We start from the raw sequence: 21,730 nt of genomic DNA, 5'->3' as shown, positions 1-21,730 counted from the left end.
AAGGGCCCCTATCGTGACTGCCATCAAACTGATCGTTGGCCTGGGAAATCCAGGCGCTGAATACGAACAGACCCGGCATAACGCAGGGGCCCTTTTTGTTGAGCGCATCGCTGCCGCGCAAGGTGTGAACCTTGTGGCCGATCGCAAATATTTCGGCCTGACCGGGCGCTACTCGCATCAGGGTCAGGATGTTCGTCTGCTGATTCCCACCACCTACATGAACCGCAGCGGCCAGGCCGTGGCGGCACTCGCCGGTTTCTTCCGCATCAAGCCTGAAGAAATCCTGGTGGCGCACGACGAACTCGACCTGCCTCCGGGCGTCGCCAAGCTCAAGCAAGGCGGCGGCCATGGCGGTCACAACGGGTTGCGCGACATCATCGCGCAACTGGGCAATCAGAATACTTTCTACCGCCTGCGGCTTGGCATCGGCCACCCGGGCGTCGCCAGTATGGTTTCAAATTTCGTCCTGGGTCGTGCGCCACGCGCCGAACAGGAAAAACTCGATGCCAGCATCGACTTTGCCCTCGGCGTGCTGCCGGATATCCTCGCCGGTGAATGGAACCGCGCGATGAAAAACCTGCACAGCCAGAAGGCCTGACTCTAATCCGAGGGGAAACACCATGGGATTCAATTGCGGCATCGTCGGCCTGCCTAACGTCGGCAAGTCCACCCTGTTCAACGCCCTGACCAAATCCGGTATCGCGGCCGAGAACTTCCCCTTCTGCACCATCGAGCCGAACAGCGGCATCGTGCCGATGCCGGATCCACGTCTGGAAGCCCTGGCGGCCATCGTCAATCCGAAGCGCATCCTGCCGACCACCATGGAATTCGTCGACATCGCAGGCCTGGTGGCCGGCGCGTCGAAAGGTGAAGGTCTGGGCAACAAGTTCCTGGCCAACATTCGCGAAACCGACGCCATCGCTCACGTCGTGCGCTGCTTCGAAGACGACAACGTGATCCACGTTTCCAACAGCGTCGACCCGAAGCGCGACATCGAGATCATCGACCTGGAACTGATCTTCGCCGACCTCGACAGCTGCGAGAAGCAACTGCAGAAAGTCGCGCGCAACGCCAAGGGTGGTGATAAGGACGCCGTGGTTCAGAAGGCTCTGCTGGAGCAACTGATCGCGCACTTCACCGAAGGCAAGCCTGCGCGCAGCCTGATGAAGAACATGAGCGCTGACGAAAAGGCCGTGATCAAGGGCTTCCACCTGCTGACCACCAAACCGGTCATGTACATCGCCAACGTCGCTGAAGACGGTTTCGAGAACAACCCGCACCTGGACGTGGTCAAGGCCATCGCCGAAGAAGAAGGCGCCATGGTCGTTCCGGTGTGCAACAAGATCGAAGCGGAAATCGCCGAGCTCGACGACGGCGAAGAGAAAGACATGTTCCTCGAGGCCCTGGGCCTGGAAGAGCCTGGCCTGAACCGCGTGATCCGCGCCGGCTATGAAATGCTGCACCTGCAGACCTACTTCACCGCCGGTGTTGAAGAAGTCCGCGCCTGGACCGTCCGCGTCGGTGCCACCGCACCACAAGCTGCTGGCGTGATCCACACCGACTTCGAAAAAGGCTTCATCCGCGCCGAAGTGATCGCCTACAACGACTTCATCCAGTACAAGGGCGAAGCCGGTACCAAGGAAGCCGGTAAATGGCGCCTGGAAGGCAAGGACTACATCGTCAAAGACGGCGACGTAATGCACTTCCGCTTCAACGTCTAAGCGACACGCCCAAGAAAAAGCCGCGTTTGATACGCGGCTTTTTTGTGCCTGACAGATTTGTATGCAACACCAGCAATACCCTGTGGGAGCGGGCTTGCTCGCGAAGGCGATGTGTCAGCCACATTAATATCGACTGATACACCACATTCGCGAGCAAGCCCGCTCCCACAGTTGGAATTGTGTAGGTCAGGTTTTTTTGGTGCGCGGCAAGAAAATTGCCAACACGCCAAACAACGGCAAAAACGAGCACAGGAAATACACGTACTCGATGCCATGCACATCCGCCAGATGCCCAAGCAACGCCGCGCCAATCCCGCCAAACCCGAACATCAAGCCGAAGAACACCCCGGCAATCATCCCGACATTGCCCGGCACCAGCTCCTGCGCGTAAACCACAATCGCCGAGAACGCCGAAGCGAGAATGAAGCCGATCACCACGCTGAGGACAGTGGTCCAGAACAGATCGACGTGCGGCATCAGCAACGTGAACGGTGCCACGCCGAGGATCGAAAACCAGATCACCGCCTTACGCCCGATCTTGTCGCCAATCGGCCCGCCGAAGAACGTACCCGCCGCTACCGCGCCGAGAAACAGGAACAGGTGCAACTGCGAACTGGCCACCGACAGGTCGAATTTCTCGATCAGGTAGAAGGTGAAATAGCTGGTGAGGCTGGCCATGTAGAAATACTTGGAGAACACCAGCAAGCCGAGCACCACCAGCGCACTGGTCACCCTGCCCTTCGAAAGCCCGTGAGTCGCCGCCTGCCCGGCCTTGAGCTTGAACAGGTTGAGGTGATGGGCGTACCAGCGGCTGATGCGGTACAGCACGAACAGCGCAAACACGGCGAACAGACCGAACCACGCCACGTTGCCCTGACCGAACGGAATGATGATCGCCGCCGCCAGCAAAGGGCCGAACGCAGAACCGGCGTTACCACCGACCTGGAAGGTCGACTGCGCCAGACCAAAGCGCCCGCCCGAGGCCAGCCGCGCGATCCGCGAAGCCTCGGGGTGGAAAGTCGAGGAGCCGATACCGATCAGCGCCGCCGCCAACAGAATCAATGGAAAACTGCCGACCACCGACATCATCACGATGCCAATCAGGGTGCAGATCGAACCTGCCGGCAACAGCCACGGTTTCGGATGGCGGTCAGTGTGATAACCGACCCAGGGCTGCAGCAACGATGCTGTCAGTTGAAAGGTCAGCGTGATCAGCCCGACCTGGGTGAAGCTCAAACCATAGTTGGCCTTGAGCATCGGATAGATCGACGGCAGCACCGACTGGATCAGGTCGTTGATCAAATGCGCCAGCGCCACCGCGCCGATGATACGCATCACCAACGGGCTGCTTTGGGGAGGAGCGGACGCCGAGGCAGCGGCGGTCTGAGCGTTGCTGATAGCCATGAAAGTTTCCGTACAGCAGATGGGTGCACGCAGGCAGGTGCGCCAATGTGCCATTTTTCGGTGCGCCAGCGCCATCCCCTTAGCCAGCTAACTAACGTCCAACTCCATAACTCATCAACCCCTGTAGGAGCTGCCGCAGGCTGCGATCTTTTGATTTCGTTTTTTAGGGCAAGATCAAAAGATCGCAGCCTTCGGCAGCTCCTACATGGGATAAGCGATTGCTCAGGTGATAGCTCAACGCCATGGTCTGAATCTTGCCTTGCTTCTCTCCTCGAACGCGGCCGCCTTACAAAGGCAGCCGAGAATGGGAAGTTTCGCTACAGAGCCGGCCTACAGAGCGGGCGAGAGTGAACTTTCGAGGCCTTTTAGCAGGGCACGACATCGAGGTCGCACGACCGCGATGCACGCCATTGGTGCGTGGTGTCCAGAGGAGTCATGAGGCATGCAGGCTTTCTTGTCACCGGGGATCAAATTGCTGGGGCGGTTTGGATTCGCGCGTAAATTCCAGCTGTTGTTTCTGCTGTTCATTCTGCCGTTGGCCGGCAGTCTGTTGATGATCGGCCAGGACTATCGCGACAAGCTCAACCTGATTTCCGGCGAACGTGCCGGTGTACGCCAGTTGCTCAGCCTCGATGCGCTGGACAACCTGCTCGCCGCCCAACGTGACCGCGCCGCCCGTTGGCGCGCCACCGAAACCAATCGCCAGCCAACCCCGGCAACCCTCGCCGCCATGGCTGCGTTCGACAAGGTTCAGCCCGCTGTTCTGCAAGCCACCACGGATCTGGGCAACGCCCTGAAAAATGAAGGTGCCGAAGGCGAAACCCTCGCCCGCTATCAAGCCCTGCAAACCGCGCTCGGCGGTCTGGATTCGAAAAGCCTGAGCAGCGTCGGCTGGTGGCCGGACGGTTATGAGCGTTTCACCAACGCCCTCAGCGCCCTGCAAGCCTTGCGCGAGCAGATTGTCATGGACAACCGCCTGACGCTGGCGCCGTGGCTGGAAACCTATCTGCTGACGCAGATCTCCACCCAGCACGCACCGGATCTGATCGAGCGCGTGGGTCGCCTCGCCGCCGTCGGTCAAGCTTCGGTGGTCTCGGGACAATTCACTCTGCAAAGCCGCTTGCAGTTGCGCGACCTGCGCGGCCGCATCGGCGACGCCCGCGAGCAGCTTGTCAAAACGGCAGGCCTGCTCGAAGCGCGCCTGCCGAGCGATCTGCAAACCTGGGCCGGTCAGTACCACGACAGTCTCAAGCGTCTCGATGCTGGGCTGAAAGTGCTGGATGACGGCGTGTTCGGCGGCAGCATTACCCTCAAACCGGAAGACTTCGAACGCAGCCTCGATGCACTGCTGGGCGATCTTGCGTCGTTGCGCCAGCAATCACTGCTGTCGCTGGATCAGCGTCTGGACGCCTACCACGCTTCGGCGATTCGCCAGTTCATCGTGGTCGCCGCCGTATTCGGTTGCCTGCTGCTGGCGGCGCTGTACCTGTTCGTCTGCCTGCAGGCTTCGATCCGCCGCAGCGCCAGCGGCATTACTCTGCTGGCCGAGGCCCTGCGTGACGGCAACCTTAGCCTGCAAGTGCCGGTGGTGGGCCGCGATGAGCTGGCGGCGATCAGCACCGCGCTCAACGTTGCCGTGGTGCAACTGCGCGCCAGCATGCTCGGGGTCGATCACGAGACCTCGCAACTGAGCCACGCGGTGCGCAGCCTCAACGATCACTCCAGCGGCGCGCTCAGTGAAGTCGAAGCGCAGCAGTTGCAGATCAGCCAGATCGCCGCCGCTGCCACGCAACTCGCCGCCACTTCGCAAGGTGTGGCGCAGAGTTGCGAACAAGCTTCCGGCAGCGCTCAGCACACCCGGCGCATCGCCGCTGACAGCAGCCGCGACAGTCAGCGCACCACGGCGAGCATCCAGCAACTCAACCAACGCCTCAACGACACCGCAGCGGCACTCGGTCGAGTCAGCGAGCAAGGTCAGCAGATTCAACTGGTGGTCGACACCATTCGTGGCGTCGCCGAGCAGACCAACCTGCTGGCGCTCAACGCTGCGATTGAAGCGGCACGCGCCGGCGAACAGGGACGCGGCTTTGCCGTGGTCGCCGATGAAGTGCGCAGCCTGTCGCAGCGCACCCAGTCATCGACTGCGCAGATTGCCGGCACGGTCGACAGCCTGCGCGCCACGGTCAACGAAGCGGTGAGTCTGATGGAAGCCGCATGCGGCCAGGCGCAATCGGATGCCGAAGCGGTGACCGGTCTTGGTGAACGTCTCGGCGAAATCGCCAACGCGGTGCAGAGCGTCACTGACACCCTGGCGCAGATCGCTACCGCCGTCGAAGAACAGGCAAGCACCGCCGATGAAGTCAGCGGCAATATCCAGCAGGTCGATCAGGCCGCGGTGCGTCTGCTGGAAGGCGCCCGTGCAGTGAACCTGGCGGCGGACACCCTGAGCCAGGGCAGCAAGGCCCTGAGCGACAACACCGCACGCTTCCGCCTCAGCTGATCCGCGCCTCGGGGAAGTCCGCTTCCAGCTCGGTCTTCAGCCACTGAATAAACCACGCCGCATCCGCCGACAGTTCGGCGGACGGCGTGAGAACCCGATAGCTTTCCAGCTTCACCTGGGCGTCCACCGCGCGCACCAGTTTGCCGGATTTGAGTTCCTCGCGAACCAGCACTTCGTTGGCCAGGGCAATGCCCTGCCCGCTCTCGGCCACCGACAGCGCGTGATCGTTGTTGACGTAGAGCATGTCCGAATTGAGGTGAATATCCAGGTCGTGCGCGGCGAACCACAGGTTCCACCATTCGCCGTCATCGACATGGATCAGCTCGTGGCGGATCAGATCCGCCGGGCCGGCCACAGATCCGATGCTGGCGAGATAGTCCGGGGTGCAGATTGGAAACACGCGCGGGCAGATCAACGCTTCACGGGAGTCGGCGTACTGCCCGTCGAGCCCGTAGACGATGCCCAGATCGGCGCTTTTGCCATCGACTTCGGTGAAGGTCGAGTTCGGCTCGATGGCGAATTTCAAACCCGGACGCAAATGGCGCATCGCTTCAATCCGTGGCATCAACCAACGCTTGGCGAACCCCGGCACCACCATGATCCGCAACCAGCGCTCGGCCTCTTTGGGCTGCGCTTCCTTGCCGGCCTCGATAATCAACTGCAGGGCGGCGGCGATCTTGCGGTGGTACTTCTCCCCCGCCGACGTCAGGTTGACCCCGCGCGAGGTACGCTCGAACAACTGAATGCCCAGCCACTCCTCCAGCAACTTCACATGCCGACCAATCGCTGGCTGGGTCACATGCAGGGCTTTCGAGGCTTCGACGTAGCTGCCCAGGCGCGCGGCGGCATCAAAGGCACGCACCGCGTTGAGCGGCGGCAAACGGTGGTCGGGCATGATTCCTGGCACCTTTGGCTGTTAAATTAACTAACACCTGCCATGTTTAAATTGAAGTTTCGCCCCGCGCAAGCCCTCGCTGATAATCGAGCCACAGCAGAACAAAAAAACAGCTGGTTTCACCCCGAACGCAATCTCGATCCTGCCCAGAAAAATAATATCCATGGCCCGACGACGTCGCTGATTCACAGCGCCATTGCAGGCGATGGGGGAATCGGAGGTAACGCATGAATGCCCTGCATTCGCTGCAAACGCTGGCGGTGTCGATCCGCTCGGTGCGCAAGGTTTACGGTGATCCGAACACCGGTCCGGTGGCGTTGAAAAACATCGACCTGGACATCCACGACAACGAATTCTTTACCCTGCTCGGCCCTTCCGGCTGCGGCAAAACCACCCTGCTGCGGATGATCGCCGGCTTCGAGTTTCCCACCGAAGGCGAGATTCTGCTGTACGGCGAAAACATCGCTGATCGCCCGCCGTTCCAGCGCCCGGTCAATACGGTGTTTCAGCATTACGCACTGTTCCCGCACATGACCATCGCCGAAAACCTGGCCTTCGGTCTCGAATCGCAGCCGATGGGCAAGGTGCTGAACAAGGCACAGATCGCCGAGCGCGTACGCGAGATGCTCGCGCTGGTGCAGATGGAACGCTTCGCCCAACGCAAACCGGCGCAGCTGTCCGGCGGTCAGCAACAGCGTGTCGCCCTCGCCCGCGCACTGGCGCCACACCCCAAAGTGCTGCTGCTCGATGAGCCACTGTCAGCGCTCGATCTGAAGCTGCGCCAGGCCATGCGCGAAGAGCTGAAATCGATTCAGGCCAAGACCGGCATCACCTTCATCTTCGTCACCCACGACCAGGAAGAAGCGCTGACCATGTCCGACCGCATCGCCGTGTTGTCCGAAGGCGAAGTGCAACAGGTCGGCCGCCCCGAAGACATTTACGAACGCCCGCGCAATCGCTTCGTCGCCGACTTCATTGGCGAAACCAATTTCATCGAGGGCACGGTCACGCAAGTCGAGGACGGCATGGCCTGGTTCGCCGGGCCGGCCGGGCATCCGTTGCCGGCGCAAGCGTGCAGCGATGTGGCGGTCGGCGCCAGCGTGACCTTGTCGGTGCGCCCCGAGCGCCTGCATCTGGTCGCAGCCGACATGGAAAACGCCTTGCCGTGCCGGATCGAAGCGCAGATCTACCTCGGCACCGATCTGCAATATCAGGTCAGCCTCAGCGACGGCTCGCGCCTCACCGTGCGCACGCCCAACTGCGTCGACCAGAGCCTGCGCTTTGCCGTCGGCAGTCAGGCCGGTCTGTTGTTCGACCGGGGAAGCGCCAGCGTCCTGCACGATTGAGCCCGAGGAGTTGCCATGCACGCCTTACCGATTGCCAACACGCTGGAACGCCGCAAGGCTTTCCAGAGCTTCCTCGGAGTGAGCCCGGCGCTGCTCGCCATCGGCTTGTTTCTGGTGGTGCCGATCCTGATCGTCATCGGCTATTCGCTGATGGAAGCCAACCCCTACGGCGGGGTCAATAAAGTCTTCAGCACCGATGCTTACACCTCGTTGCTGTTCGAACGCCAGATGGACGACAGCCTCGCGTTCGCCGACTCCTACCTGATCATCGCCCTGCGCTCGATCGGCATCGCCGGGCTGACCACGATCATCACCCTGCTGATCGGTTTCCCGGTTGCGGTGTGGCTGGCGATGCAACCGGCGCACCGGCGTGGCTTACTGATCTTTCTGATCACCGTGCCGTTCTGGGCCAACCTGCTGATCCGCACTTACGCGTGGATTCTGCTGCTGCGTAACACCGGAGTGATCAACAACAGCCTGATGGGCATGGGCGTCATCCATGAGCCGTTGCAGTTGTTGTACACCGACGGCGCGGTGCTGCTGGGGCTGGTTTACACCTACGCCCCGTTCGTGGTGTTGCCGATCTACGCGACGCTGGAAAAGATGGATATCCGCCTGCTCGAAGCGGCTCAGGATCTGTATGCCGGCCGCGTGCGCACCTTGCGCAAAGTGGTGCTGCCGATTGCCAAACCGGGGATTCTCGCCGGCGCCATCCTCACCTTCGTGCCCTGTCTGGGCGCAATGATCGCTCCGGAATTGCTCGGCGGCGGCACGCGGATGATGCTCGGCAATCTGATTTTCCGGCAGTTCAGCGATGCCCGTAACTGGCCGTTCGGCGCCGCACTGTCGCTGGTGCTGATGGCCGCCGTGATGCTGGTGCTGACCGTGTATGCCCTGCGCGCCGAGCGCCAGCGCATCGCCAAGGGAGGTGCGTGATGCTCGGATTATTCAAACGCAAAGGGCTGGGCGTGCAGGACTTCCCCGGCTTCGGCGGCTTCAGTTTCCTGTTCTATCTGTACCTGTATGCGCCAATCGTGGTGCTGGTGGTGTTCTCGTTCAACGCCAACCAGTCGGCGACGGTGTGGACCGGGTTCAGCCTCGACTGGTACCGCGCCGCGTTCGCTAATCAGGCCCTGCGCCAGGCCGCCGGCAACAGCCTGTTGATCGCGGTCTGCGCAAGCATGATCGCCACCGCGATTGCCACCCTCGCCGCCCTCGGTACTTCGCGCGGCGCCAGGTTCAAGGGCCTGCAACTGTCGATGGGCGCAATCATGCTGCCGCTGGTGCTGCCGGAAATCGTCGTCGGTGTGGCGACGCTGGCGCTGTTCTCCACCATCGGCCTGTCGCTGGGCTACGGCAACCTGATCATCGCCCATACGGTGTTCTGCATTCCGTTCGCCTACCTGCCGATCCGCGCTCGCCTCAACGACATGGACCTGTCGCTGGAGCAAGCCTCCGCCGACCTCTACGCCGGCCCGTGGCGCACCTTCCGCAAAGTGACCTTGCCGCTGCTGATGCCGGGGATTTTCTCCGGGCTGATGCTGGCCTTCATCGTCTCGCTGGATAACTTCGTGATCTCGATGATGGTCTCCCAGGCCGGCACCACGACGTTGCCGATCTTCATCTTCGGTCTGTTGCGCATGGGCGTGACACCCGACGTCAACGCCGTCTCGACCCTGATCCTCGGCGTCTCGGTGCTGTTCGTCAGCCTCTCTTACCTGCTGGGCAAAAAGCCCGCCTGAACCTTCTACGAACCGTGGGGAAATAACATGAGCAAGTGGATGAAAAGCGTCGGCACCGGGTTGTTCCTGACTGTGCCGCTGGTCATGGCCGGCAGCGTTCAGGCCGCGGAAAAACTCAACGTGGTGAGCTGGAGCGGGTACTTCTCGCCGGAGATTCTCGCCAAGTTCCAGAAGCAGACGGGCATCGAAGTCACGGTCGATTCCTACGACTCCAACGAGACCCTGCTGGCCAAGCTGAAACAGGGCGGCGCGGGCTATGACGTGGCGATTCCGTCGCACCAGTTCATCCCGATTCTGATCAAGGAAAACCTGCTCGAGCGTTTCGATCCGGTCAAGGAACCGTACTACGCCAGCGTTGTGGATAACCTGAAAAAACCGAGCTGGGACCCTGAAGGCGCGTATTCGGTGCCGTTCATCTGGGGCACCACCAGCGTGGTCCTCGACAGTGCGCGCTACCAAGGGCCGGTCGACAGCTACAAGGTTTTGTACGAGCCGCCAGCCGAGTTGCAGGGGCGGATCAACATGTTCGATTCGGTCAGCGACATGGTCGACATGGCCAGCCTGTACCTGAACATTCCGCTGTGCAGCGAAGACCCGAAACAGATGCAGCAGATCCTCACGCTGCTCAAGGCGCAGAAGCCGTTCGTGAAGACCTACAGCTCCAAGGCCGGTTCGATCCGCGAAAACCTTGCCTCGGGTGAAATCGACATGTCGATGTTCTGGGGAGGCTCGTCGATGCGCGCCCGCGAGATGAAACCGAGCCTGAAATACCTCTACCCGAAAGAAGGCGTGCTGGCCTGGGTCGACAACATGGTCATCCCCACCGGCAGCAAGAATCCGGCGAATGCCAAGGCGTTCATCGCGTTCCTCAGCCAGCCGGAGAACTCGGCGATGACGCAGAACTTCCTCAAGCACCAGAGCCCGATCAAAGGTGTCGAACCGTTCCTCGATGCGGCGCTCAAGGATGCGCCGGAATTGCACATTCCCGAGGGTACCAACGTGGTGTTCAGCAAGACCTGCGGTGAAGGCGCGATCCGCCTCGCCGACCGTCTCTGGACCAACCTGATGCGTTGATTCCAGCCGCCCCGGCATGCGGCCGGGGCGTTTCTCCAGCCGTCTGAAAGGCGCCGTTGTCATGAATTCCAATAACATCAGCGAACTGGTCCTGCTGCAGGCCCACGCCCTCGCCGACCGCATCCGCCTGCGCCAGGTGTCCTGCCGCGAAGTGATGCAGACTTATCTTGCCCATATCGAACGCTTCAATCCGATGGTCAATGCGCTGATCAGCCTGCAGGCGCCCGATGTTCTGCTGGCTCAGGCCGATGCGCGCGATGCCGAACTGGCGCGCGGTGAATACCGTGGCTGGATGCACGGCCTGCCCCACGCGATCAAGGATCTGTCGCTGACCCAGGGAATCCGCACCACGCTGGGTTCGCCTCTGTTCAAGGACTTTATCCCCGAGCGCGACGGCATCATGGTCGAGCGGATCAAAGCGGCCGGCGCGATCATCATCGGCAAGACCAACACCCCGGAATTCGGCCTCGGTTCGCAGAGCTATAACCCGTTGTTTGGTGCCACTGGCTGTGCTTTTGATCCGAGCAAAACCGCTGGAGGCAGTAGCGGCGGCGCGGCAGCCGCACTGGCGATGCACCTGGTGCCGGTGGCCGATGGCAGCGACATGATGGGGTCGCTGCGTAATCCGGCGGCGTTCAACAACATCTTTGGTTTTCGTCCGTCGCAGGGGCGTGTGCCGTTTGATGACAGTGCTGATCTGTTCTTCGATCAGTTGGGGTACGAAGGGCCGATGGCGCGCAGTGTGAAGGATGCAGCGTTACTGTTGTCGGTGCAGGCCGGGGGCGATGCACGGGCGCCGCTGTCCATTGCTGAATCCGGTGAGGCGTTTGCGGCGCCGCTGGAGCGTGATTTCAAAGGCACGCGGGTGGGTTGGCTGGGCGACTTCAACGGTTATCTGCCGATGGAGAATGGCGTTCTGTCGCTGTGCGAGAAAACCTTTGCCGACTTTGAAAGCATCGGTTGCCACGTTGAGTCGGTTGAGCCTGATTTCGCGCCTGAGCGGTTGTGGAGCAGTTGGCGGACGTTGCGGCACTGGATGGTCGCGGGGTCGTTGGGCGCGGCCTACGCCGATCCGCAGAAACGCGCGCAGTTGAAACCGGAAGCCTGTTGGGAAGTGGAAAACGGTCTGAAGCTTTCGGCCGGCGAAGTGTTCGCCGCATCCGTGGTGCGCAGCGACTGGTATCGGGCGATTTCCCGGTTGTTCGAACGCTGCGATTACCTGCTGCTGCCGAGCGCGCAGGTCTTCCCGTTCGACAAGACGCAGCCATGGCCGACCGCTATCGAAGGCGTGAGCATGGACACGTATCACCGCTGGATGGAGGTGGTCATCCCCGGCACGCTGTCGGGTTGCCCGGTCGCCAACGTTCAGGCGGGATTCAATTCAAATGGTTTACCGATGGGCCTGCAAATCATCGGCAAGCACCAGGCCGACTTCGCTGTCCTGCAATTGGCGTACGCGTATGAACAGGTCAGCCGCTGGTTCCAGCGCTGCCCTTCGCCGCTGCTGAGCCAGTGATTTTGATAAACGGTTGAAAGCGTAGAAAAAATTTTTAAATTTACGCTTGACGCTTTTCCATTTCAGGGGAATAATGCGCGCCACTTGGCTACATAGCTCAGTTGGTTAGAGCATAGCATTCATAATGCTGGGGTCCGGGGTTCAAGTCCCTGTGTAGCCACCAAGTACTAAAAACGGCTTACCGAAAGGTAGGCCGTTTTTTTATGCCTCGAAAAAACATCATCTGTGGTGAGGGAATTTATCTCCTCACCACAATGCCAAACCTGACCTATTCAGGCTGCTCTGCCGACAAGGCCATCAACCCCCTCGCCCAGATCTGCCGAGTGCGCAACCCGACCATCGCCCGCCAGTCCGGATCAGCCGGATAGAACTGCTCCAGCAGTTTCAACTTGATCGCCCGCCCCGTCGCATCCAGCGGATCGCCATGCAGATGCAGCCAATGGTCATCACGCAAGTAACGATGCACCTGCGGCCCCGGATACGTTCCGCACTCGATCACGAACGGCATCAGCTGCACGCCCGGCAACGCATCGAGCAATGCCTGTGAGGTGTAGCCGGTAGCCGTCGCTGCGACACCGGTTTCGCTCAGCGTTTCGGCACCGGTGTGCAAGGTGTACAGCCACGGGCCGTAGATCGTTTGCGCCTGGGTCAGTGCCGGGTAAGGCGCTTCGGTGATGGTCAGCAACATTGGATGGCCGTATTCGCCGGCGCCGGTGTGCAGGTCGAAACACATCACGGTTTCCGCATCCGCCAGATGCGCGTCGATGATCTGGTGCAGCGTGCGATTCGACCAGCTCGGCGCGCGGCCGCCGTAGAACAGACCATCGGGGTGACTGTGCTGACCGCCCTCGACTATCGACATCACCGCCGGCCAGCCGTGTTCGGCAATCTGTGCGTCGAGCAAAGCGTCGGCGCGCTGACGCTCGGGGCCGTGCAACTCGGTGCAGGCGTAGATCTCGTGCAGCGTGGCGTAGGCGCGGTTGTCCGGCAACGGGGCGGTGAAATCCAGGTGATTGCGGTTGAGGTCGATGTTGTCTTCGTTGACCCGGCGCAGCCACGCGGTGCCCCATGGGTTGATCAGGTGGATCATCACCACTGCGACATCCTTGGGCAGCGAGCCGGGAACGAAAGCCTGCAGCCAGTCAATCTGACATTCCGAACCGTAATAGCCCTCGACCCCATGGGTGCCGCTGAGTGCGACCAGCCGGCGCTTGGCTTGCGGGTCTCCGAGCACCGCGACATCGGTGCTCAGCGGTTCGCCAAAGGGGCCGCAACGCGGGTGCGCATACGAAGTGAGCGTGGCGCCAGCGGCGTTGGCGGCGGCAAGAAACCGTTCACGTTGATCGCGGTAGCTGGATTCGGTGGGGAACTCGCTGTGCATGCGTCGCCTCTTGTTGGTTTTGTATTTGTGGGAGCGAGCTTGCTCGCGAAGGCGATTGTGCATTCAACATTTTGGTTGCCTGACACGCCGCATTCGCGAGCAAGCTCGCTCCCACAGGGGTTTTGTTTCAGTTCGATGAATTTGGGATTGACCCTAGCGAACATCCGCCCCGAAAAGAAAGACAAAAATGCCCACCGGTTTGCGTCGCGACCGACCGGTCGATAAAGTCCGTCAGACCTTTCACCCCATGGACGGAGAGCCCCACGTGTTTCCAGCCCTGCCCCTGAGCCGCTTTCGCCTGCCTGCCCTGACGCTGATCATCAGCGCCCTGACCCTCACCGCGTGCAACGCCCCGCCCTCCTCGACCTTGCCGCTGGCGCCGGAAGCTGCTTCCGGCTACCGCACCGATCTGCAGACTCGCCACGCCAGTCAACACATGGCCGCTGCCGCCAATCCGCTGGCCGCCGAGGCCGGTCGCGAGATGCTGCGCAAGGGTGGTTCGGCGATTGATGCGGCGATTGCCATGCAAGCGGTGCTGACCCTGGTCGAGCCGCAATCCTCCGGGATCGGTGGCGGTGCGATGATCGTGTTGTGGGACGGCAAACAGGTGCGCACTTATGATGGGCGCGAAACTGCCCCCGCCGGTGCCACCGAGAAGCTGTTCCTGCAGGCCGACGGCAAACCGATGCCATTCCCGCAGGCGCAGATCGGCGGTCGGTCGGTGGGCACTCCGGGCGTGCTGCGTGCGCTGGAAATGGCACACAAGCAACACGGTCGCCTGCCGTGGGCCACGCTGTTTGAGCCGGCGATCAAACTCGCCGAGCAGGGTTTCGCGATTTCGCCGCGCCTGCATTCGCTGCTGGAATCCGACCCGGTGATCCGTAAATCACCGGACATGGCCGCCTACTTCCTCAACCGCGACGGCAGCGTCAAAGCCATCGGCACCCGTCTGCAGAATCCGGCATTGGCCGCCGTGCTCAAGCGCATCGCCAACGAAGGCCCGGACGCGCTGTACAAAGGTCCGATTGCCGAGGAGATCGTCGCCAAGGTGCAGGGCCATGCCAACCCCGGCAGCCTGTCGCTGAATGATCTTCAGCGCTATCAGGCGAAGGAACGCGCACCGCTGTGCACCGACTACAAGCGCTGGCAGGTCTGCGGCATGCCGCCGCCGTCATCGGGCGGGATCGCCGTGGCGCAGATTCTCGGCACCTTGCAGGCACTGGAAAGCCGCGACCCGCGCCTGTCACTGACGCCACTCAAACCCGTGAAAACCAACAAACCGGCCGGTATCGAACCCGATCCCCAAGCGGTGCACCTGATCGCCGAAGCCGAACGCCTGGCCTACGCCGACCGTGCGCAATACGTCGCCGACACCGATTTCGTTCCGGTGCCGGTCAAAGGTCTGGTCGACCCGGGTTATCTGGCCAGCCGCGCCAGCCTGATCGGCGAACGCAGCATGGGCAGCGCCCAACCGGGCACCCCGCCGGGCGTGCAAGTGGCCTACGCGCCGGATCGCTCGCCACTGCGCATTTCCACCTCGCAAGTCGTCGCCGTGGATGACCTCGGTGGCGCGGTGTCGATGACCACCACCATCGAAGCGGCGTTCGGCTCGCATCTGATGGTGCAGGGCTTTTTGCTGAACAACCAGATGACCGATTTCTCGTTCATCCCCGAAGAGCACGGGCAGAAAGTCGCCAACCGCGTCGAACCCGGCAAACGCCCTCGCTCGTCGATGGCGCCGACGCTGATCTTCGACCGCAACAGCGGCGAATTCCTCGCCAGCGTCGGCTCGCCGGGCGGTTCGCAGATCATCGAATACGTGGCCAAGACCACCGTCGGCCTGCTCGACTGGAACCTCGACCCGCAAAGCGCCATCAGCCTGCCCAACTTCGGCAGCCGCAACGGCCCGACCGAACTGGAACAAGGCCAGTTCAGCCCGGCGCTGATTCAGGCGTTGAAAGACAAGGGCCATGCGGTGAATGAAATCGACATGACCAGCGGCACCCAGGCGATCGTTAGGGTCAAGGATGCGCAGGGTAAAGCGTCGTTGGCCGGTGGTGCCGATCCGCGGCGTGAAGGGGAAGCGTTGGGGGATTGAGGTTACGCAGAAACAAGAAAAGGCTTACCGCGAGGTAAGCCTTTTTTCATGCAACGGGTTTAACGCGCAATATCACCCGGCTCAGCGATTAGCCACCAGATGCGCCCCAAACAGCAGATAACAACCACCGGCCAAGCGATCCAGCCATTGCCGTGAACGCTCGTAAACACTCGCGATCCGGCGGCTGGCGAAGAACAACGCAACGCTGCAATACCAACTGAACGACAGCGTGGCCATGGTCAGCACAGCCAGTGTCAGCAGTAGCGGCGGGACGTGGGCCGGCATTGCGGTGGCGAAGATGGTGGCGACGAACAGTGCCGACTTGGGGTTGGTCATGTTGCCCAGAAAGCCCCGCCCGTAGGCGCCCAGCAGGGTCTGTTGCGACTCATCCAGCGTACCGGCGGCAATCGGCGCTTTGCGTTTGAACTGCTTGAGGCCGAGGTAGATCAGGTAGCAGCCACCGGCGATCTTGAAGCTCAGGTACAGGGTTGGCGCCGCGCTGAACAAGGTCTGAATCCCCAAACCGCCGGCCAGGCCCCACAACACGGTGCCGGTGGCGACGCCCAGCGCCGCGACCACGCCATGGCGTCGGGAACGGCTGACCGCCAGTTGGGCGATGTTGAAGAAGTTCGGGCCGGGGGTGACCACCGCGACCGTCCACAACAGCGCCAGCGATAGCAACGGGGCGAGATAGCTGGAAAGCGAAAGGTCCATGGGGCGAGCGCCTGATTGGTTCGACAATGCCCCACACCTTGCTACATCCGGCGCGCGTTTTCCATCAGATGCAGGTCACAGCGCCAGGGTTTTACCGTCCACCGCATCGCCAATCGTCAGGAAATGCCCGCCGGCCACGTGGTGCAGCGTGCGCAAGCCATCATGCCCGTCGAAATGCCAGCGCCCGTCGCTGAACACCCGCTCATCGGCCTGGGCGGCGATGACTTCGGCGAGGAACAGGTCGTACTGCTCGTGGTTGCGCGGTTCCGGCAGCAAGCGGCATTCGAGCCAGGCCACGCAGCCTTCAAGCAGAGGCGCCTCGACGGTTTCACCGGCGAAGGTTTGCAGGCCATAAGCCTGAAACTTGTCCTGCCCCTGATTCTGCTGGATCTCCAGACCCGAGGTATTGCCGACGGTTTGCACGATGTCTGCCTGATTGACGCACGGCACGTTGAGCACAAACGTGCCGGACGCTTCGAGCAACTGGCGCGTCCAGGTGGACTTGTCGAGGACGACGGCGACTTTCGGCGGTTCGAAATCCAGCGGCATCGCCCAGGCGGCGGCCATGATGTTGCGCTGGCCGTCATGGGCGGCGCTGACCAGCACGGTCGGCCCGTGATTGAGCAGACGATAGGCTTTGTTCAAGGGAACCGGGCGGCGGTGGGAAGCACTCATGGGGATCTGCTCCGGGGAAAAGGAACAGATTGTAGCGCCAGACTACAGAAAGAAGGCGGATGAAAAACCTGTGGGAGCGAGCTTGCTCGCGAAGGCGATAGGTCAGCTACATCGATGTTGAATGACACACCGCATTCGCGAGCAAGCTCGCTCCCACATGGGATCAATTGAGATTAGTTAGAGAGTTGATTGGCAAACTGACCGACCGCATCCACCACTTTCTGCGCGCCGTCCTGAATCTCGACAATCACCGTGCCCGCTTCCGCCGCCAGCGCCAGGCCTTGCTCGGCCTGCAGCTTGCCATCGGTCATCAGCGCCACAGCATTGCGCGCCATCTCCTGGTTCTGCCGCACCACGGTGACGATTTCTTCGGTCGCCTGGCTGGTTCGCGAGGCCAGTTGCCGTACTTCGTCGGCCACCACCGCAAAGCCTCGGCCCTGTTCACCAGCGCGAGCCGCCTCAATGGCAGCGTTGAGCGCCAGCAGGTTGGTCTGCTCGGCAATGCCGCTGATGGTTTTGACGATGGTGCCGATCACCTGCGACTGCTCGTTCAGCGCCTCGATGCCCTCACCGGCCGCCTGCATGTGGCGCGACAGATCGCGCATCACATTCACCGCCTCGGTGACCACCGTGGTGCCCCGTTGCGCGGTGTTGTCGGTTTGCTGCGAAGTGCTGTAGGCAATGCTAGCCGCGTCGGCAACCGCTTGTTCGCGGTTGACCTGATCGGTGATCACCGTGGCGAATTTCACCACTTTGTACAGTTTATTGTTGGCATCGACCACCGGGTTGTAGGACGCCTCCAGCCACACCGTACGACCATGGCTGTCGACCCGCTTGAAGCGCTCGGCGACAAACTCACCGTTGTTCAGGCGACGCCAGAAATTCTGGTACTCGGCGCTGTTGTACTCCTCGGGTGTGCAGAACATCCGGTGATGTTTGCCTTTGATCTGCGCCAGGCTGTAACCCATGCCATGCAGAAAGCGCTCGTTGGCATTCAACACGTTGCCATTGAGGTCGAACTCGATCACCGCCGTCGAACGCACCAACGCACCGATCAGGTTTTCGTGTTCGCGAGAGGCTTCGATGGTGCGGGTCAGGTCACTGGAAAAGATCGAGAAATGCTTGATCCGCCCGTCCGAGGAACGCACCGGTTGCACGATGGAGCGCAGCCACGCCTCTTCGCCATTACCGCGCGAGAGGCGCACGGCCCCGGCGAAATGCTCGCCCCGCGTCAGTGCGGCCTTGAAGCGATGATGGAATTCGTCGGACTTCACATGCGCCGGGACGATGTCTTCAATGGCACGCCCCACCAGGTCCTGGCTCTTGTAGAGCATCTCGGTGAGGAAGTTCTGGTTGACCGACTGGATCCGCCCATCGGCCTCCAGGGTCAGCACCAGCATCTCGCTTTCCAGGCTTTCCTTCACCTGCAGCAGGCTGGAGAGTTCTTCACGAAGAGTGGCCAGCTCTTGCTTGAGGCGTTTGTTGAACATGGGAAAGTACCGATAGGCAGGGTAGAAAGCGGGATGCAGCCTAACCATCGGCCTTGGAAAAGTTTTCTGAAGAGCGATTGAGACCGGTCAGTCAAAAATAATCCCGTCGGGCTTTTGCTCCTATTCATCGCCCTCACTGAGCCGTTACAAAAGCCACCGCTCTGGACCGGCCACTTCAGGTATTCTCAGGGCAAATTGCAACAACATGTTGCCGGTAACTGCCCGATAAGGAGTCCCGTTTTGGATTTATCGACCGCTGCCTGGATGGTTCACGACACCCGTCTGATTCTCTGCTGCCTGTTGGCGATTGCCACAATTATCGTGTTGATCAGCGCCACCAAACTTCCGCCCTTTCTCTCGATCCTGATCGGCACTTTTATTGCCGGTGTCGGCGCCGGTTTGCCCCCGGAAGACGTGGCCAAGGCGTTCAGCAAAGGCGCCGGGGCGATCCTCGGTGAGGCCGGGATCATCATTGCCCTGGGCTCGATGCTCGGCGCGCTGATGGCCGAGTCCGGCGCGGCCGACCGCATCGCTTCAACCTTGCTCGGCCTGGGTAAAGGCAAGTCCCTGCCGTGGGTCATGGCGCTGGTGGCGATGGTGATCGGCCTGCCGCTGTTCTTCGAAGTGGGCCTGGTGATGATGGTACCGATCATCTTTGTCATGGCCCGTCGTTCGGGTCAGCCACTGTTGAAAATCGCGATTCCGGCCCTGGCCGGGATGACCACCCTGCATGCCTTGATGCCGCCGCACCCCGGGCCGCTGATCGCGGTCAGCGCGTTGCATGCGGACCTTGGGCTGACCATGTTGCTGGGCTTCAGCATCGCGATTCCGGCGGTGATTCTAGCGGGGCCGATCTACGGCAACTGGCTGTCGAAACGCATGCACGTCGATGAACCGGCAGAGCTCGGCGCACTGTTCAGCGCCCCACCGAAAGCGCCGCGCCAGCCGAGTTTCGGCATGTCGCTGCTGATCATTCTGTTGCCAGTGCTGCTGATGCTCGGCAGCACCCTGGCGAAAGTCGCGATGCCCCCCGAAAGCAGCGTCGCCCTGACCCTGAAGTTCCTCGGCGAACCGTTGGTGGCGCTGGGCATTGCGGTGATGGCGGCGGTGATCTGCCTCGGTTGGGCCAACGGCATGCCGCGCGAGCAAGTCGGCGGCACGCTGCGCAAAAGCCTGGCGCCGATTGCCGTGTTGCTGCTGACGATTGGTGCCGGCGGCGGCTTGAAGCAGACCTTGCTGGACGCCGGCGTCAGCCAGACCATCAGTAAAGTCGCCGAAGGTGCGCATATGCCCTACCTGCTGCTGGCCTGGCTGATTGCCGTGGCACTGCGTCAGGCCACCGGCTCGGCGACCGTCGCCACGACCACGACGGCGGGGATCCTGGCGCCGATGATGGCCGGACTCGCCGCGACGCAAAGCTCGTTGGTGGCGCTGGCGATTGGCGCCGGCTCAGTGTTCTTCTGCCACGTGAACGATGCCGGCTTCTGGATGGTTCGCGAGTACTTTGGCTTGCAGCTCAAACAGACGATCTGGGTCTGGTCGATTCTGCAAACCATTGTCTCGGTGGTCGGGCTGGCCGGGACTTTGCTGTGGTGGCACTGGCTGACCTGACACTCGTCAGGAACAGGGCGCCACGGATTGGCGTCCGACAGCGCTCATGCGCGAACCGAAATACACTGCGCTGACAATGCCGACCGCGCCCATCACCGCACAGAACATCACGCAGATCCATGGGCTCCACGGCATCAGACCGATCAGCAACAGCGGGGTGATGCTCGCCCACGCGGCGTAGGCAATGTTGTAGGTGAAGGAGATGCCCGACACGCGAATCCGCGCCGGAAACAATCCGACCATCACCGACGGCACCGCGCCGACCACACCACAGGCCAGACCGGCGATGGCGTATGCCAGGCCCACCCAGTTGCCGCCCGTGATCAAACAGCTGTAAAGCACGCCAACGCCCAATGGCAGCAGCAGGCTATACAGCATGACCGTGCGCCAGGCACCGATGCGATCGACCAGCAACCCGGCAATCACACAACCGATGTTGAGAAAGACAATGCCCAACGCGCTCAGGGCAAAGGTGTGGCTGGCGCTCATGCCGAAGGTTTTTTGCATCATGGTCGGGGTGATGACCACGAACACCACCACCGCCGACGTCAGCACACAGGTCAGCAGCATCGCCGGCAACATCGCCAGACGATGCTCGCGCAGCACCGTGCGCAGCGGCAGTTCGACCCGTGCTTCACGCTGGGCTTCCATGGCCACGAACACCGGGGTTTCGCTCAACCAGCGGCGCAGGTACACGCCGATCACGCCGAACACACCACCGAGCAGGAACGGATAACGCCAGGCGTAATCGAGGATTTCTGCCGGGGTGAACACCTGCGCGAGGAACGTCGCGGTCAGCGCGCCGATCAAGTAACCGAAGGTCAGCCCGGCCTGCAAAAAGCCCAGCGCGTAACCGCGATGCCCGGCAGGCGCGTGCTCGGCGACGAACACCCAGGCGCTCGGGACTTCGCCGCCGACCGCCGCGCCTTGCAGGATGCGCAGCGCCAGCAACAGCAGCGGCGCGAAATAGCCGATCTGGGCATAAGTCGGCATGATCCCGATCAGCAGGCACGGCAGCGCCATCATCAGGATGCTCAGACTGAAAACCTTTTTCCGGCCCAGGCGATCGGCGAAATGCGCCATCAGAATTCCGCCCAGCGGGCGCGCCAGATAACCGGTGACGAAGATCCCGAAGCTTTGCAGCAGACGCAGCCACTCGGGCATTTCCGGCGGGAAGAACAATTGGCTGAGGGTCAGGGCGAAGAACACGAAAATGATGAAATCGTAGATCTCCAGCGCCCCGCCGAGAGCCGCAAGGCCGAGGGTCTTGTAGTCGGAACGGCTGAACGGCGCCGGTCGCGCTGTGGATTGGGCAGTCATGGCAAAGAACTCTGGCAGGCAAAAAACCAAGGCGCCCATGGTCTACGCAAATCCGCCTGGGGACAACCCGTTAGACCATAGTCCCGGATGGGCAAAACCTGCTCACAAAATGGCGGCGGTTGATTTACTGTTGAGGCTTGTCTGCAGCCACAGTCCAGTGAAAACCTGTGGGAGCGGGGGGGGGGGGGGGGGGGGGGGGGGGGGGGAAGGGGGGGGTTTTTGTGGAACCCCCTCTCCGATAAA

16 protein-coding genes, 1 tRNA gene and 2 pseudogenes are annotated in these 21,730 nt (G+C 61.6%); 11 read left to right on the top strand and 8 right to left on the bottom strand.

Annotated features, from left to right (window positions below; all coding sequences use genetic code 11):
* Positions 1–13: 13 nt before the first annotated feature.
* Entirely contained in the window at positions 14–598 is a 585-nt protein-coding gene (gene pth, locus AC27VU_RS22945; protein WP_003228164.1) for an aminoacyl-tRNA hydrolase, read from the top strand.
* A 22-nt stretch (positions 599–620) separates the two neighbouring features.
* On the top strand, positions 621–1,721 hold the full coding sequence (ychF, locus tag AC27VU_RS22940) for a redox-regulated ATPase YchF (protein ID WP_003228166.1): 1,101 nt from the start codon (positions 621–623) through the stop codon (positions 1,719–1,721).
* 186 nt (positions 1,722–1,907) lie between these two features.
* Here ychF and AC27VU_RS22935 read toward each other — a convergent pair whose 3' ends face one another.
* Positions 1,908–3,125 (bottom strand): MFS transporter, encoded by a 1,218-nt coding sequence (locus AC27VU_RS22935; protein ID WP_488724992.1) that lies wholly within the window; start codon positions 3,123–3,125, stop codon positions 1,908–1,910.
* 442 nt (positions 3,126–3,567) lie between these two features.
* Between AC27VU_RS22935 and AC27VU_RS22930 the strand changes: the two genes are divergently transcribed.
* Positions 3,568–5,625 carry a methyl-accepting chemotaxis protein gene (locus AC27VU_RS22930; RefSeq protein ID WP_488724991.1) on the top strand — a complete coding sequence of 686 codons (2,058 nt, stop codon included), beginning with the start codon at positions 3,568–3,570 and terminating at the stop codon, positions 5,623–5,625.
* On the opposite strand, the gene AC27VU_RS22925 is transcribed toward AC27VU_RS22930, so the two are convergent.
* Positions 5,618–6,520 carry a LysR substrate-binding domain-containing protein gene (locus AC27VU_RS22925; RefSeq protein WP_488724990.1) on the bottom strand — a complete coding sequence of 301 codons (903 nt, stop codon included), beginning with the start codon at positions 6,518–6,520 and terminating at the stop codon, positions 5,618–5,620. The two genes, AC27VU_RS22930 and AC27VU_RS22925, sit on opposite strands and share 8 nt — an antisense overlap.
* Before the next feature lie 227 nt (positions 6,521–6,747).
* Here AC27VU_RS22925 and AC27VU_RS22920 point away from each other — a divergent pair, with 227 nt between their 5' ends.
* The 6 genes from AC27VU_RS22920 to AC27VU_RS22895 all read left to right on the top strand — a co-directional run bounded on the left by AC27VU_RS22920 (position 6,748) and on the right by AC27VU_RS22895 (position 12,361).
* Positions 6,748–7,866 carry an ABC transporter ATP-binding protein gene (locus tag AC27VU_RS22920; protein WP_473018184.1) on the top strand — a complete coding sequence of 373 codons (1,119 nt, stop codon included), beginning with the start codon at positions 6,748–6,750 and terminating at the stop codon, positions 7,864–7,866.
* 15 nt (positions 7,867–7,881) lie between these two features.
* Positions 7,882–8,802 carry an ABC transporter permease gene (locus AC27VU_RS22915; RefSeq protein WP_003228174.1) on the top strand — a complete coding sequence of 307 codons (921 nt, stop codon included), beginning with the start codon at positions 7,882–7,884 and terminating at the stop codon, positions 8,800–8,802.
* Positions 8,802–9,608: an ABC transporter permease gene (locus AC27VU_RS22910; RefSeq protein WP_003228176.1), complete on the top strand. Its 807-nt coding sequence runs from the start codon at positions 8,802–8,804 to the stop codon at positions 9,606–9,608. Before AC27VU_RS22915 ends, AC27VU_RS22910 begins: the two co-directional genes overlap by 1 nt.
* Before the next feature lie 27 nt (positions 9,609–9,635).
* Positions 9,636–10,682, top strand: a complete 1,047-nt coding sequence (locus AC27VU_RS22905; RefSeq protein WP_488724989.1) for an ABC transporter substrate-binding protein — start codon at positions 9,636–9,638, stop codon at positions 10,680–10,682.
* Between the two features lie 61 nt (positions 10,683–10,743).
* A complete protein-coding gene (locus tag AC27VU_RS22900; protein WP_488724988.1) occupies positions 10,744–12,198 on the top strand; it encodes an amidase in 1,455 nt (484 codons plus the stop codon).
* Between the two features lie 86 nt (positions 12,199–12,284).
* A tRNA-Met gene (locus tag AC27VU_RS22895) sits at positions 12,285–12,361 on the top strand.
* Between the two features lie 105 nt (positions 12,362–12,466).
* Here AC27VU_RS22895 and AC27VU_RS22890 read toward each other — a convergent pair.
* Complete coding sequence (locus tag AC27VU_RS22890; RefSeq protein ID WP_488724987.1) at positions 12,467–13,579, bottom strand: DUF2817 domain-containing protein; 1,113 nt, start codon at positions 13,577–13,579, stop codon at positions 12,467–12,469.
* Positions 13,580–13,844: 265 nt separating this feature from the next.
* Here AC27VU_RS22890 and ggt point away from each other — a divergent pair, with 265 nt between their 5' ends.
* A complete protein-coding gene (gene ggt / locus AC27VU_RS22885) occupies positions 13,845–15,677 on the top strand; it encodes a gamma-glutamyltransferase (RefSeq protein WP_488725003.1) in 1,833 nt (610 codons plus the stop codon).
* An 81-nt stretch (positions 15,678–15,758) separates the two neighbouring features.
* Here the strand turns inward: ggt and AC27VU_RS22880 are convergent, their stop codons facing one another.
* From AC27VU_RS22880 to AC27VU_RS22865, 4 genes and pseudogenes are all read right to left on the bottom strand, one after another.
* Positions 15,759–16,391: a LysE family translocator gene (locus AC27VU_RS22880; protein WP_003228184.1), complete on the bottom strand. Its 633-nt coding sequence runs from the start codon at positions 16,389–16,391 to the stop codon at positions 15,759–15,761.
* Positions 16,392–16,466: 75 nt separating this feature from the next.
* Positions 16,467–17,066, bottom strand: a complete 600-nt coding sequence (locus AC27VU_RS22875) for a flavin reductase family protein (RefSeq protein ID WP_003228185.1) — start codon at positions 17,064–17,066, stop codon at positions 16,467–16,469.
* A 173-nt stretch (positions 17,067–17,239) separates the two neighbouring features.
* Positions 17,240–17,677, bottom strand: a pseudogene (locus AC27VU_RS22870) (methyl-accepting chemotaxis protein); the annotation flags it as partial.
* Between the two features lie 102 nt (positions 17,678–17,779).
* Positions 17,780–18,466: pseudogene (locus AC27VU_RS22865) on the bottom strand (PAS domain-containing protein); the annotation flags it as partial.
* A 330-nt stretch (positions 18,467–18,796) separates the two neighbouring features.
* On the opposite strand from AC27VU_RS22865, the gene AC27VU_RS22860 reads away from it, so the two are divergent.
* Positions 18,797–20,167, top strand: coding sequence for a GntT/GntP/DsdX family permease (locus tag AC27VU_RS22860; protein ID WP_258676019.1), 1,371 nt, complete (start codon positions 18,797–18,799; stop codon positions 20,165–20,167).
* A 6-nt stretch (positions 20,168–20,173) separates the two neighbouring features.
* Here AC27VU_RS22860 and AC27VU_RS22855 read toward each other — a convergent pair whose 3' ends face one another.
* On the bottom strand, positions 20,174–21,487 hold the full coding sequence (locus AC27VU_RS22855; RefSeq protein ID WP_488724986.1) for an MFS transporter: 1,314 nt from the start codon (positions 21,485–21,487) through the stop codon (positions 20,174–20,176).
* Between the last annotated feature and the right edge of the window lie 243 nt (positions 21,488–21,730).

The organism is Pseudomonas sp. 14P5.3.2 (genome assembly GCF_057799175.1).
The sequence above is the reverse complement of the archived record's forward strand: the minus strand, read 5'-3'. Positions and strand labels throughout refer to the sequence as shown.

Coding starts and splice junctions, on each gene's coding strand:
- AC27VU_RS22930 (WP_488724991.1), top strand. CDS start 3,568: ATGCAGGCTTTCTTGTCACCGGGGATCAAATTGCTGGGGCGGTTTGGA.
- AC27VU_RS22900 (WP_488724988.1), top strand. CDS start 10,744: ATGAATTCCAATAACATCAGCGAACTGGTCCTGCTGCAGGCCCACGCC.
- AC27VU_RS22920 (WP_473018184.1), top strand. CDS start 6,748: ATGAATGCCCTGCATTCGCTGCAAACGCTGGCGGTGTCGATCCGCTCG.
- ychF (WP_003228166.1), top strand. CDS start 621: ATGGGATTCAATTGCGGCATCGTCGGCCTGCCTAACGTCGGCAAGTCC.
- AC27VU_RS22935 (WP_488724992.1), bottom strand. CDS start 3,125: ATGGCTATCAGCAACGCTCAGACCGCCGCTGCCTCGGCGTCCGCTCCT.
- AC27VU_RS22875 (WP_003228185.1), bottom strand. CDS start 17,066: ATGAGTGCTTCCCACCGCCGCCCGGTTCCCTTGAACAAAGCCTATCGT.
- AC27VU_RS22880 (WP_003228184.1), bottom strand. CDS start 16,391: ATGGACCTTTCGCTTTCCAGCTATCTCGCCCCGTTGCTATCGCTGGCG.
- AC27VU_RS22915 (WP_003228174.1), top strand. CDS start 7,882: ATGCACGCCTTACCGATTGCCAACACGCTGGAACGCCGCAAGGCTTTC.
- AC27VU_RS22890 (WP_488724987.1), bottom strand. CDS start 13,579: ATGCACAGCGAGTTCCCCACCGAATCCAGCTACCGCGATCAACGTGAA.
- AC27VU_RS22910 (WP_003228176.1), top strand. CDS start 8,802: ATGCTCGGATTATTCAAACGCAAAGGGCTGGGCGTGCAGGACTTCCCC.
- AC27VU_RS22905 (WP_488724989.1), top strand. CDS start 9,636: ATGAGCAAGTGGATGAAAAGCGTCGGCACCGGGTTGTTCCTGACTGTG.
- AC27VU_RS22855 (WP_488724986.1), bottom strand. CDS start 21,487: ATGACTGCCCAATCCACAGCGCGACCGGCGCCGTTCAGCCGTTCCGAC.
- AC27VU_RS22925 (WP_488724990.1), bottom strand. CDS start 6,520: ATGCCCGACCACCGTTTGCCGCCGCTCAACGCGGTGCGTGCCTTTGAT.